This is a genomic window from Acidocella sp. MX-AZ03 (assembly GCF_027626035.1).
Taxonomy (GTDB): Bacteria; Pseudomonadota; Alphaproteobacteria; order Acetobacterales; family Acetobacteraceae; genus Acidocella; species Acidocella facilis.
Genome location: NZ_CP110774.1, coordinates 2,223,006 through 2,235,858, shown reverse-complemented (window position 1 = coordinate 2,235,858; position 12,853 = coordinate 2,223,006). Strand labels below are relative to the sequence as shown.

The 12,853-nt window shown below is 62.6% G+C and carries 9 protein-coding genes; 5 read left to right on the top strand and 4 right to left on the bottom strand.

Translation table 11 applies throughout. The annotated features are described in order from the left end of the window. Nucleotides 1–11: 11 nt before the first annotated feature. Nucleotides 12–1,754, bottom strand: coding sequence for an SDR family NAD(P)-dependent oxidoreductase (locus GT370_RS12385; RefSeq protein WP_270183136.1), 1,743 nt, complete (start codon nucleotides 1,752–1,754; stop codon nucleotides 12–14). A 75-nt stretch (nucleotides 1,755–1,829) separates the two neighbouring features. Here GT370_RS12385 and GT370_RS12380 point away from each other — a divergent pair, with 75 nt between their 5' ends. Then, nucleotides 1,830–2,756, top strand: coding sequence for a LysR family transcriptional regulator (locus GT370_RS12380; protein WP_270183135.1), 927 nt, complete (start codon nucleotides 1,830–1,832; stop codon nucleotides 2,754–2,756). Between the two features lie 90 nt (nucleotides 2,757–2,846). Here the strand turns inward: GT370_RS12380 and GT370_RS12375 are convergent, their stop codons facing one another. Further along, the gene (locus GT370_RS12375) at nucleotides 2,847–3,074 is read right to left on the bottom strand and encodes a hypothetical protein (RefSeq protein ID WP_270183134.1); all 228 of its coding nucleotides are present in this window, start codon (nucleotides 3,072–3,074) and stop codon (nucleotides 2,847–2,849) included. A gap of 116 nt (nucleotides 3,075–3,190) precedes the next feature. Here GT370_RS12375 and GT370_RS12370 point away from each other — a divergent pair, with 116 nt between their 5' ends. Then, a complete protein-coding gene (locus GT370_RS12370) occupies nucleotides 3,191–3,436 on the top strand; it encodes a helix-turn-helix domain-containing protein (protein ID WP_270183133.1) in 246 nt (81 codons plus the stop codon). A 389-nt stretch (nucleotides 3,437–3,825) separates the two neighbouring features. Further along, entirely contained in the window at nucleotides 3,826–4,323 is a 498-nt protein-coding gene (locus tag GT370_RS12365) for a hypothetical protein (RefSeq protein ID WP_270183132.1), read from the top strand. A 444-nt stretch (nucleotides 4,324–4,767) separates the two neighbouring features. Here the strand turns inward: GT370_RS12365 and GT370_RS12360 are convergent, their stop codons facing one another. Next, nucleotides 4,768–5,148 carry a hypothetical protein gene (locus tag GT370_RS12360; RefSeq protein WP_144052747.1) on the bottom strand — a complete coding sequence of 127 codons (381 nt, stop codon included), beginning with the start codon at nucleotides 5,146–5,148 and terminating at the stop codon, nucleotides 4,768–4,770. A gap of 115 nt (nucleotides 5,149–5,263) precedes the next feature. Between GT370_RS12360 and GT370_RS12355 the strand changes: the two genes are divergently transcribed. Next, nucleotides 5,264–6,343 (top strand): IS5 family transposase, encoded by a 1,080-nt coding sequence (locus GT370_RS12355; RefSeq protein WP_083878918.1) that lies wholly within the window; start codon nucleotides 5,264–5,266, stop codon nucleotides 6,341–6,343. 121 nt (nucleotides 6,344–6,464) lie between these two features. On the opposite strand, the gene GT370_RS12350 is transcribed toward GT370_RS12355, so the two are convergent. Next, nucleotides 6,465–10,073, bottom strand: coding sequence for an NACHT domain-containing protein (locus GT370_RS12350; protein WP_270183131.1), 3,609 nt, complete (start codon nucleotides 10,071–10,073; stop codon nucleotides 6,465–6,467). Between the two features lie 679 nt (nucleotides 10,074–10,752). Between GT370_RS12350 and GT370_RS12345 the strand changes: the two genes are divergently transcribed. After that, nucleotides 10,753–12,768, top strand: coding sequence for a bifunctional DNA primase/polymerase (locus GT370_RS12345; RefSeq protein ID WP_270183130.1), 2,016 nt, complete (start codon nucleotides 10,753–10,755; stop codon nucleotides 12,766–12,768). Nucleotides 12,769–12,853 lie beyond the last annotated feature (85 nt).

Here is a 12,853-nt window from a genome sequence, read left to right as displayed (position 1 = left end):
GCAGCTTGTAATCAGGCGTTGAGCATGATGCGGGCGGATTCCTCGGCCGCGTCGATCTGCGGCCAATGCCCGGCGTCCAGCGCGTGGAGCGAGACGTTGCGGAGTTGGGCCTGGAGGAAGGCCGCCGTCGAGAGATGCAGATAGGGGTCGTTGCGGCCCCAGATGAGCACCACAGGCACCTCCGACCGGCGGAGCGCCACGGTGCGGCCGGTATTCGCCGCGACCTCATCCTTCAACTGGCTCGTCATCTGCGCGAAGGCGATGGCGGCACTCGGCTGCTGGCGGAAGTTGGCGTCGATCAACGGCCCGAGCAGTTCCTGGTAGCGGGTCTGGCCGGTGAGCGCCGCGTCTCCCAACAGCAACTGGCGCTGGAACTCGATCAGCCAAGCGAATTGCTGCGGGCTCGTCAGGAAATGCCGCGCGAGGGACTGCAGCGGCTTGTGCGAGAAGAGCTCGATCAGCTCCGGCACCAGAAGGCCCGGCGCCTCGCCGTAGAAGACGTTCATCAGCACGACTGAGGCGACGCGCTCTGGATGGACGAGTGCCATGTTGAGGGCGGCTGGGCCGCCGGCGTCATGGCCGACCAGCACAACCTTGTCGAGCTGCAGGGCGTCAAGCACGGCTTCGACATCGTCGCGCTGCTGGGCGAAGCTGTATTGCGCGCCCTCCGGCTTGTCGGAGGCGCCGAAGCCCAGGAAGTCGATGGTAATCGCCCGGCGGCCGCCGGCGACGAGGTGCGGAATGAGATCGTCGTAGATATGCCCGTTGTCCGGGAAGCCGTGAAGCATCACGAAGGCGGGGCCGTTGCCCGGATAGTCCCGCACATAGACGTTGCCGTTGGCGGTAGGCACGCGGTATTCGGAGAAGCTGGTCATGACATTTTGTCCTTCTGATGGCGCGTAAGGCCCTTCGGGCCTCCACAGCGCGGTTCGATTTTTCTTGAGCAAGAGGGGCGGGGTGCGTTCAGGCCGCGGTCTTGCCGTAGCGGTCGGCGGCATGCTGGCGGGAGAGGTTGGGGCCGAGCCGGCCGCGGGCGGCATTGAAGCTATCCCAGTCGGCGCGGTCCGGCAGCGAAGGAATGGTGACATCTTCGCCCGCATCGAGGCCGGCCAGTGCCGCGTCCACAAGCTCCTCGGCGTCCATGACCATCTCGGCCGGCAGGCTCTCACCGGCAGGGCCCAGAAGGCGGTGCGGGTGGCGCCGGGCAGCACGGCCTGCACCTGCACACCGCGCGGCGCTACTTCCTGGCGGAGCGAGATCGAAAGGTTGAGGATATAGGCCTTGGTACCGCTGTAGGCGCCGCTGAAAAGCTCCGGCGCGAGAGCAAGCGCCGAGGAGATATTGACGATGGTGCCCCGTTCGGCGGCGGAGAAGGCAGTGGCCGCTGCGGCGGCAAGACGGGTCGGCGCCGTCACGTTCACCTGGATCATCTGCTCCAGCGCATCGACATTGGCATTGGCAAGGCCCGGGGCGGCACCGATACCGGCATTGTTGACCAGCATGGTTACGGCGCTGTCCGTGCGCAGCCGCTCTTCCACGCGGCGGACATCGGTGGCTTCGTTCAGATCGGCGCGGATCGTCTCGACGGCCACGCCATGGCGGGTGGCGGCTTCGGCCACCGCCGTCAGGCGGGCGGCATCGCGGGCCACCAGGATCAGGTCATAGCCGCGACGGGCCAGCCGGTCGGCATAGACGGCACCGATGCCGCTGGAGGCGCCGGTGATCAGGGCGGTCTTGCGAGAGTAAGTGTTCATCGTTTGGGTTCCTTTCGGGTTTCGATGAAAGGAAATGTGCACCTTCCTCCTCAGCGTGATAATTGGCTAAGATTGGTGATCATCTTCCTGTGGAGTGGTATAATCATGGACCGACTTGACGCGATGACCACTCTGCTCGCAGTGGTGGAGACGGGCAGTTTCTCCGCCGCAGCGCGCAAACTGCGGGTACCGGTGACGACGGTGAGTCGGCGCGTGGCGGAGCTTGAAGCGCATCTGCGGACGAAGCTGCTGCAACGTACCACCCGAAAGGTCACGCTGACGGATGCCGGTGCTCCCTATGTCTTGGCCTGCCGCAAGGTGCTGGAGCAGATCGGTGAAGCGGAACGGATGGCAGCCGGCGAGTATCAGAGCCCGCGGGGAGAATTGACGGTGACCGCGCCGCTGGTTTTCGGACGCATGCATCTCGTGCCTGTCATGGTGGAATTCATGGCGCAGTTCGTCGATGTTCGCCTAAATTGCCGCTTCAATGATCGCGTGCTGGACATGCAGGACGAGCGTATCGACCTTGCTGTTCGTATTGGCCAACTGCCAGATAGCAGCCGCCGCGCACGGCGGATAGGCACGATCCGCCGCGTGGTATGCGCGAGCCCGGACTACCTGGTGCGCCGTGGAGAGCCGCGAACGCTTGCTGAATTGGAAACGCATGAGTGCGTTGGCTTCCATGGATTTGATCCTGCGGGGCAATGGCTTTTTGCTCGGCCGGAGGGGTTGGCTGTCGTGCCGATACGATCCCGCATCATGTTTGATGCGATCGAATCAGTGATCGACGCCGGCATTGCCGGCGCGGGCCTCATTCGCGTTTTCTGCTATCATGTCAGACCAGCCCTCCGATCAGGCCTGCTGCGGGAGGTGCTTTCCGATTTCGCGCCGGCAAGTCTTCCAGTCCATATCTTGCATAGTCACGACGATATGGTGCCACACAAAGTTCGTGCCTTCATCGACTTTTGCGTTCCACGGTTGCAGGCTAGGCTAGCACCCTGAGGGTTGAAAGCACTGAATTCCATTGAAACGGTTGAGGAGCGCTGGGTGCAGGTACCCAGCGCTCCCTTCCTTTTGGAACCCTCAGCAGGCTTACCGCCGCGCGGCTTCCGCAGGCGCACATGCAGCCCTGCCCGGAAACGCCACCAGCCACATGAACACGAACGGCCCGACCAGGGGGATGAACAGCGCGGCCAGCCGCCAGCGCTGCAGGCCCAGCAGGGTGAGCAGCCTGTTGGCGGGCATCAGGGCCATCATCACCCCGAGGGAGGTGATCCCGACCAGCAGCGCGGCCGGCGGGATCACGCCGGCCCGCAGCACCCGCACCCCCACCCGAACCTGTCCCGTTCTTCACAATCATGGGTCCATTATGCGTGGAATAATAGGCCTTCGCAATATGTGGTCGCCCGACCATGGACGCGCGGGAGAGAGTGGCGGTGAACATCAGACGGCTTCGCGTCGAGCGCGGGGTTTCGCAGGAGGCGTTCGCGGTCGACGCCGGTGTGGACCGGACCTACATGAGCCGGATCGAGCGGCGCCTTGAGAACCCGACGGTGACGGTGCTGGAGAAGATCGCGGCGGCGCTGGGGGTGGAGATCGCGGCACTGTTCGCCGACCCCGGGCCGGAGGATGGGGCGCCGCCCTCGCTGCCGGCGGGAAGGAAGAGGCGGAAGCCTGCATGATGGCTTGGGCGGGTCATATGCGCCGCCGGGTGATGGGAAATGGCATCGCGGCTTCCATGACGGGGTGCCTTCGCGGGCCTGCCATGTCATACGCCTAGGCATGGATTTGATCGCCTTCAAGCTCGTCCTGCCGCCGCTATTGATCCTGGCGGCCAGCCTCGCCGGGCGGCGCTGGGGGATGCGATCGGCGGCTGGCTCGTTGGTCTGCCCCTCACGTCCGGGCCTGTGGCCGTCTTTCTCGCCGTCCAGTACGGCCCCGGGTTCGCCGCAGCCGCCAGCAACGGGTCCCTGGCTGGCACGGCCGCGCAAGCCTTCTTCAGCCTCGCGTACGCCCTGTTGGCGCGGCGGGGTTGGATGGTGGCCCTGCCGGGTGGAGCTGCCGCCTACGCGTGCGTAGGCTTTTTCTTGCGGTCGTTCCCCTGCCGCACTGGGGTTTCTTCGTCCTGGCGCTGCTGGCGCTCACGGTATCCGCGCGGCTCATTCCCCATCGCGTGGCCGCCCGCGGCGTCATCGCGGCACCCTGGTGGGATCTGCCCGCCCGCATGGTGGTGGCGACGAGCTTGGTCTTGGTTCTCACCGCCGCGGCCGCGTTCGTTGGGCCGCGGACCGCTGGGATGCTCGCCAGCTTCCCGGTGTTCGGCGCCATCCTCGCCATCTTCGCGCACCATATGAGGGGCGCGGAAATGGCGAGGCAGGTGCTGCGCGGCATGGTGCTGGCGCTGTACGGCTTCGCCTCGTTCTTCTTCGTCCTTGGCTTGCTCCTGGTGCCGGCCGGCACGTTTCTCGCCTTCCTGGCCGCGACGGCGGCCGCGTTGCTGGTGCAGGCCGTTGCGCTCCGTGTCATCCGGCGCGGCCAAGTACCAGCCGCGGCTCTGGAGCGGGCCTGAGAGCCGCTTCCCACCGGGCGAAGTGCGGCGTTCTGGGGCCGTTGAGGGGATAGTGGTGGGCAGACCCAAAACGCTAATGGGCCAGCCGTCGCCGGCTGGCCCATTTTCACTTGTATTTCAAGGAATTCCGTGGCGCGCCCGAAGAGATTCGAACTCCTGACCCTCAGATTCGTAGTAGGTTCGAAACTAAATTTCAGGACCCCTTATCCGCCTCTGCGGGCCGCGCATGACCCCGCCTGGCCATGCCGGCGGTCGCGTTGGATGCGGGCTGCATCCCCTGTTGGCCTCAAACCGCCGCTCTTCGCCGCCGCCCGCCCGAGGGGATTGTGAGGGGAAGCTGAGGGGAAGCTGGGGGGACGCACAGCTCAGCTGCCGGAGCCTTTCCGCTAGTTGGCGGTCATGCTGGTCCTGTTCAGCACTGCAGCGGGGACGCGAAGCGGCAGATCACCCTGGATTATCAGTCTTGGCTTTCTTCTCGCCCAGTGCAATTTGGATGAGCCGCAGTTGCTTGAGTCGAAGCTCCGAAGCGGCATCGCGAATCTCTCTCGACGGATCTTGAGAAAGCTTTGTAATTGCAGCGTCGATCGCTACAGCGGGTAATATATAGAGGTCGAGTACCAACATCGCCGCACGGCGTATACCTACCTCAGGGTGGTCGAATAGTAGAAACAGTCGAGACACCAGAGCCTCGTTGAGTGTCACTCCCAATCTTAGGAAGCCGGCTAGTGCATCGGCAGGCAGTGTGCCAGCTTCGGCGCGGGCAATGACCTTCGCGCGTAGTGCTCCATCTGCTTGGAAGCGAGCATGGAGACGCGCCTCGATCATATTCCGTATTCCCATGTCAGATCGGGCCAGTTCGTCTAGCAGTTTGCTGAAAAACTCCTGGCGGCCGGGATTATGATGTGATTCACTTTGGCTGGCAGGTTTTGTGAGGCGTGGGGTGCGGGGTTCTTTTCGAGATCAGGGCGGGATGTTTTCGTATGTTTCACCAGAAACACGGGTTCCGGCGACCCATCCGTTGCGAGCGATCCGTGCTTTGGTGCGGGATGTTCTGCATGAGATGAGCCGCAGCTTTGCCTGGCTGTATTCCAGGGAAGGCCGGCCCTCGGTGCCGCCTGAACAATTGCTGAGCGCGCTGCTGATCCAGGTGCTGTACGGGATTCGCTCGGAACGGCAGTTGATGGAGCAACTGGATTATAATCTCCTGTACCGCTGGTTTGTGGGCTTATCCCCGGATGATCCGGTCTGGAACCCGACCACGTTTAGCAAGAACCGCGAGCGCCTGCAGAACGGCGATATATTCCAGAAATTCATGAGCCGGCTGCTGAACCACCCGCGGGTGACGCCGCTACTATCGGATGAGCATTTCTCGGTGGACGGCACGCTGATCGAGGCGTGGGCGTCGCAGAAGAGCTTCCGGCCGAAGGATGGCAGCGACGATGATGGTTCGGATTTCCACGGTCAGAAGCGTAAGAACGATACCCATGCCAGCACCACCGACCCGGAAAGCCGGCTGTACCGCAAGGCCGCTGGGCGGGAGGCAAAGCTTTCGTATATGGGGCACGCGCTGATGGACAACCGGCACGGCTTGGCGGTGGGTGGCCGAGTGACCCAGGCCACAGGCACGGCTGAGCGTGAAGCCTCGGAAGCGATGTTGAAAGCCAAAGCCAAGTCGGCCGCCGGGCGGATCACCGTAGGCGAAGACAAGGCTTACGATACCGCCGATCATGTCGCCAATCTGCGCGACGCCGGCGTGACACCGCATGTCACACAAAACAACGGTGAGACCAAAACCGGCAGGCACCGCCGCAGCGCGATTGACGGACGCACCACGCGCCATCCCGGTTATGCGATGTCGCAGACCCGCCGGGCGATGATCGAGTGCATATTCGGCTGGGGCAAGCAGCACGGCACGATGCGCAAGACCAAGCTGCGCGGCGTTGCGCGGGTCGCCGGCACCTTCATGCTCAACCTGATCGCCTATAATCTGGTACGCATTCCAAAAATGGTGGCAATATAAGGGACGAGTCTGTCCGCTGGACGAAAAAAGTCCAGAAACCGGCAAGAAACTTCAATCACTTGAACCAAAATCCAGGCCCCAAAGCTAAATCAGAAAAAATAAAACCAAGTTTCGGGGTTTTTCAGCAAACTGCTAGTAGTTCGGCGTCGCCAGGTGGATTGTGGTCCAGCAAGAATCGTAGCAGCGGTTCAAGGGGCGATGCTGGTACTATGCCTTCCCGTTTGACGCGCGGCTGCCTATTGCGCCAAGCCTCAAAGGCAGTATGCGCGAGCGACAGGATTTCGGGCGTAGGAGGCAGGCCGGCAAGCAGAATCGCAGCGGCCTTTGCTGCATCACCCTGCTCACTAAGAAGAACCGCCTCAATTACCTCGAGTAGCTGTTGATCGGGCTCGAGTGGAAGGTGCTTCAGGCCGGCAAAGATATGGCGGAAGGTCTCGACTGGTCGACCACGCAAATGCGCGAGCAAAAGTGCTCTCGCACGGCGCACAGGAAGCCCAATTGCGAGTCTTACACCTGCTAAAACAGCGTCATCATCTTGAATCGTGAGCAAGGTCTCGACGACATTTTCGCGACGATCGTGGTCGAGCGTATGATCAAGGAGATTGACCGCCACGTCAGCGAACCACGAGGAACCATGACGGATCGCCAGTTGGAGTTGCGCAGGATCAAGTTGGAGTTGCCTTGCCTTTGTCCAATCCGGTTCGCATATGTCCATTTTGAGCGGTCGCCCCCAGATCACACTCCCCTCATCGTTGGACGGCGCATGCGCCGCACGTGCCGCAAGGATCGCGTCTTTGGTTAAGAGCTCGAGCTCAATATCGGAAATCTTCGCGATTGCACCAAGCACCGCCCATTCGAGCAAGCGATTCTGCTCGCCCCGCCAGTGCCATACATCTGAAATCACCATATCTCCCATCTTGACCATAGAGAGGAAACCGCTGAGTGCAATGAGTGGGCGCCCGTCGTCAGGCAACTCGGGCATCTCCTCAAGGCGCATTCCAGCTAGTGCTTCAAACGTGCGAATTTCAAATCTACGCACTGCCTCAAGATACTGAGGGAGATCAAGATTTAACTCGGGTATCGTTGTGCCCCCGACCCAGCGGACCCGTGCCTGTTCGCCGAGGTCCTGTCTGCCCAGCAACTCGAGGACATGGGAAATCTCCATCACCGAGCTCATAATTGAAAAGTCGCCATGATCAAACATCGACAATAGCAACTGATCAAGATCTGGATCTCGAACTGTCGCGAAGCGTCGGGTAAGAGCGATACCGAAGCCGAGAGAGAGCGCAGTGTCGTGTCTGGGAAGCGGCAATCTACGAAGCGAGCTCTCCCTTGGATCAGACGGCAGGATAATCGCTGCGTCGCGAAGCGCCCGTAAGGCTTCTGTATCCGTGCACCAACTCGGACCACAATTCAGTCTGCATGCCCAACCAAGCAGCCGAATCGCGGGACGTTCTCCGCCACAGGCTGACCGTGACAATATTGCAATGGTGCCAGGATAACGCGGGCAGAGAGCCAAGAGATCTGCCCCCATCTCAAAAATCGTGAAGGCGGAGACCGTCGCTGCAGCCTTGAACACCGCTTCGAGCCAGGGCTGGATAGTCTCGGGAGTAGGTGGATGTTCACTGACTCGCGCGATGCGAAGCGCACGCATGATCTGCTCGGGGTCATCATAGTTGCGGCCGCGCGCTGTGAGCACAGCGTCTGCAAGCCCGAGTGAGCCGGCGAACTCGACGAATTGGTCGCATCCAGGAAGTTGCCCGATCTCCCTAAGCGCCTCTGATCGCGCTGGCTCAGTAAGCCCTGCAACGTGGCGCGCGGCCAAGAATTCGGCGAAGCTCCGATGCACAAATGAAAGCGCTTGGATTCCATCGTGCTGGACATGCTCGACCAACCCTGTCCCAACCCAATAAGCAAGTACGGTATCGGCAGTTCCCCTTGCGGCGAGAGGGGGAGTGCCGAGCGCCTGGGCTAGCTGCCCGGACGTACGGTTGAGCGTATTCTCGGCAGTCGCTGTTGGGCGAATGAGTGCTTCCAGTGCGATCAGTTCAATGAACCTATCGAGCACGCTCACGGGTATCGCAACAATTTCGTTCCGCTCTCCTGTTGCCTCGCGGATAAGTCCAAGCACTTGATTGTAGAGTTCACAGCGTGTCGGTCCAATCGCACCGCATCGAATCGCGACGACAACGGCGAGCGTCAACATGAGAGGGGTCTTAAGCAAGGTTCCGATCATCTCGCTCTTGCTTGCACGTTCGATCAATGCCTCGACGGTTTTCACATTTTCCTCATTAACGCCGAGCACTTCCAGAAGCCTGGGTACGTTTGGGCGCCGGTCTTCCTCACCGAAGGGCACGAGCTCATAATGACGCCATTCAGCAAGTCGGCCCGGCACATATCCAATCGGCCGGGTCGTGACGACGATTCGGTACTGCGGGTGGCCAAGTGCAAATTCGGCGAGTTGGTCAGTGATGCTGCGCTGATGCACTCCACATTCATCGAGGCCGTCGCACAGCAGTACCCAGTTGGTAATGCCTGCGCGCCGTGCCGCCTCTGTCCCGATGCCGCTGCGGTCGAGGCCGAGCGCAAAGATTGCCTCTTCGAAACCCGCACCCTGTCGGCGGATGCGCTCGACCAACAGTTTCAGCTTGACCATGAGCACGGGATACCCATCCAGCGCATATTCGTACGCGAGCTTCTGAGCGAGCGTGCTCTTGCCCATGCCAGGGCCACCGATCACGATCGCATGTCGGATGAAGCGGGCGATGCCCTTGGCATCGATGGTGCGTTTGGCACCCACCTCCGGCATTCCTTCGAGCTTCTGATAGGCCGCGAGCGCAGATGCAAGATCGCGATGAGGTTCGGCAGGGTGGACGACCCGCGCATGCTGCTCAAGCCAGGCCGACCCGATCGACAACTGCTTGGCCATACCAACGATCCCGTAGCTCGCACGTGCCTGCAGGGTCCAGCGTGCGAGCCTAGCAACGATTCCTGCCGTCCCGGCGTCTGCGCCCTCACGCAGCACGATACTTCCTGCGGTGAGCGAGCGCGCAATCGACACAGCGGTACGCCTTCCGCGCATTGCGATCAGTTGGGCTGCGTCCGCAAGCAGCACCGCTTGAGCTGCTGTTGTAGCCCCAGCATTGGCTAGCAAGCACGAGAGCTCCGCCCGCATTGCGTCGACCGACGCCGAATTCTCTGGCGTCACAGCGAAGCTCTTGATTCGGAGCTTAGCGCAACTTGCTTCGATCGACAGCCCTATTCCCTCGAGACGACAGACAAATTCTTTACCGAGCTTGCTTAGGTCGTCGCGGCGGCCATCGCCCAGCCGCGTGAGATCGCGAGCGAGGAGGTGCGTGATCGAGCGGCTCGAGTCAGCCGAAACGGCAAGCAACCCAAAATCTATCGCACCGGCAGAGATACCACGGGCAAGCGCGAGTAGGGTGTCCCAGAGTTCGGTGCCGGCGCGCAAACCGCGTTTCGCCTGGACCTCAATACGTTGCCCATTAACGAGCGATAGGGCCATGTCGTCGCCTGGACCGCCGGTTTCAGCCTCAAGTTCAACTGCGCGGTCCTCGACTAGGTCAGGTAACCAGCCGAGCGCGGTACCGCGAGCAATGTGCACCATCGCGATTGCACACAGAGCTGCATGGAAGTTGGTGCCGCTTGCGGTTGCACTGCCGCCGGAACGGTTAGCGCGAAGGGGGAGCGGATTGCCGATATCGTCCATACCTCACCATAGCACCCGTTTCCGCCAGCAGGGCAGAGACTTCGGCGCCGCATCATTCGGCTTGGACTGCTTTCAATACCGAGGGACTGGTGTTGTCTCTGGACCGGTTGATGCCGCCAGCATACTGGTTCGCGCGGCGACGTGTGCTTCAGGTTAGACGCGTTCTTCAGGTTAGAGGCTGAGATTGGTTGGGGAAGGCGCGGAAGCGCCTTCCCCTTTTTCGTGCTGCCACGGCTCTAGGCTGGGCGATTTCCGCGTCATGTACTGGGCTCATTTTTGAGACGGAATTTTTTGCACGGAGGACTTGCCTCCTTGATCCAGAAGGATTATCCGCGCCATCGCACCCCTGGGAGCAATCCCATGCAAGCCGTGGTGCTTTTTTTGAGCCTGAGGATCTGGTTGACGAACCAGCAGGCGAATCGGCTTGGATTACCTCACGCCAAGGACGCTGGCCGGGAGATCGCCACTTGGTCTGAAGACTGGGTTCGGTGATCGAGCAGACGCTGTCGATAATCGCCAGCGTCTCTCTTTTGGGCGTGCGCGAACGAGTTGGTCGGGACAGCCCCACCAATGACATTCCGCATGAAAGCATCGAATCGGCTCATTGCCGATCGCATGGCTTGGACGCCGGCGGGGACCGCCGGCGGCATTTTTCCTATTTCCTGGTGAAGGGCGAACTATGTCCAACGATCAAACACGCGCGGGCGCGGCCGATTCCATCGGCCAGGCCTCGCGCACCCCTGATGTTTCCGAAATGGCCAGCGGCGCGGGAGCGGCCGCGGCTCACCCCGCCGAAGTTTCCGGCGGAGAGGGCGGCGAAAGGCCGCCGGCGAAGGTTTCCACGGCGCTCGGCGAGGCGGCCGAGCGGGCGCTGGATGATTTGCGCCGCCGCCTGGAAGGCGGAGACGCCGCCTTCATGGATGGTGCCGCCAAGCTGTGCCTGCCGCCTTTGGACTGGGTGAGCCAAACCTGGCAGCCGGGCCAGCCCAACGCCATCGGCGCGATTGTCGCGGCGGCGCGCGACAGGCTGCTTGCCAACCCCGGCTGGCTGGAGCGGTTGGAATCTTTCCTTGGCGGCAGCGATGGCTCCGCCGGCGAAGGGGATGCGACGCCGGCGGTACAATCCACCAGGCCGCGCGCGAGGTGCGAGGCGACGGCCCTGGAATACGCCGCCCTGGGTTGGCCGGTGATCCCCCTGCACAGCGTGGCCGGCGGGAATTGCACTTGCGAAAAGCGCGCCGCCTGCCCGACCCCCGGCAAGCATCCGCGAACGAAGAATGGCGTGAAGGATGCGTCGTCGGATTCCGCGGTCATTGCCCGCTGGTTCGGGCGCTGGCCAGACGCCAATGTCGGTATTGCCACCGGGGTGCTCTCGGGCCTGATGGTGCTCGACATCGATCCGCGCCACGGCGGCGGTGAGAGCCTCGAGGAACTCTGCAAGCGGCATACCGCTTTGCCCACCACCCTCTCGGCGAATTCCGGCGGTGGCGGGCGGCACCTTTTCTTCCGGTGCCCTGAGGCTAGGATCGGCAACTGCACGAAGCTTGACGGCCTTCCCGGCCTCGATCTGCGGGGCGACGGCGGCTACATCGTGGCCGCGCCGAGCATTCACGCCTCTGGCGGCAGCTATTCCTGGGTGGATGGCTTTTCCCGGGATGCCGTCTTGCCGGCGCCCGATTGGCTGTGTGCGCTGGCAAGCGCCAAGGGGCGTGCGGGTCAAGCCAAAATGGCGGCGGCCCCCGCAAAGGCCGGCGAGTCGATTTCGGAGGGTGGGCGCAACGATACCCTCTTTCGGATTGGCTGCGGCATGCGGAGCAAGGGCGAGGAAGCCGACGAGATTCTTGCCCAGTTGCTGGAGATCAACGCGGCCAGATGCGAACCGCCGCTCGGCGAGGAGGAGATTGCGCGGATCGCTCAAAGCGCCGCGTGCTATGAGCCTGCCCCCGCCAAGCCGGATCAGCCGCTGATCCCGATTCCGGCAGATGCGCCTGACCCCGACACGGACCATCCCAAGCTTGGCGCCGCGGCGTCGGTTCACACCTACAGGAATAGCACCGGCGAGGCCCTTTGGCACGTTTGCTCGTTCTGGGATCAGGGCAAGCTGACCACGCGGCCGCTTACGCTCTGGGGCGATGAGGAGGAAACCCGGCGCTGGCTTTGGAAGGGGCCGGGGAAGCGGCATGTCCTCTATCGCCTGCCCGAGCTTGCCGCGGAACCGGCCGCGCCGGTGCTGGTCGTCAGGGATGAACCTTCCGCGGATCAGGCAGCGGCGGATTTCCCCGGCTGGGCGGTCACTTGCCCGCTCTTCGGCACCTTCGGCATTCGGGGCGCGGAATGGGCGGCGCTCGGCGGGCGCCAGGTTTTGCTCTGGTCCGACGATACGGATGAGGGGCGCGCCTTCGTGAAGGAGGCGGCCGACCAGATACGCCGTGCCGGCGCCGCGCGGGTGGCGGTCTTCGCGCATGATCGCCGCCCGATTGAAGGCGGCGGCCTGGCGAATGGCGGCGGCGATGGCGGCGCCATTCCCACGGTTGCCGCCGGCTGGACGGAGGCCCATCTGGCGCAGCTGTTCGATGCATCGGCCAGCCCTCGCGTCACCTTCCTCGAAGAGATGAACGACATCCGTGACAACCGGGGAAGCTGCGTCCCCACCGCCGCGATCAGGCCGCGGCCGAGTTTCTCACGGAGAAGCTGAGAAGCAGAGGCAAATTCTACCATGAGCAGGACGTTGGGTACTACTTCGACCTTGCCGAGCGCCGGCTCATCCCGCTTGACGGCGA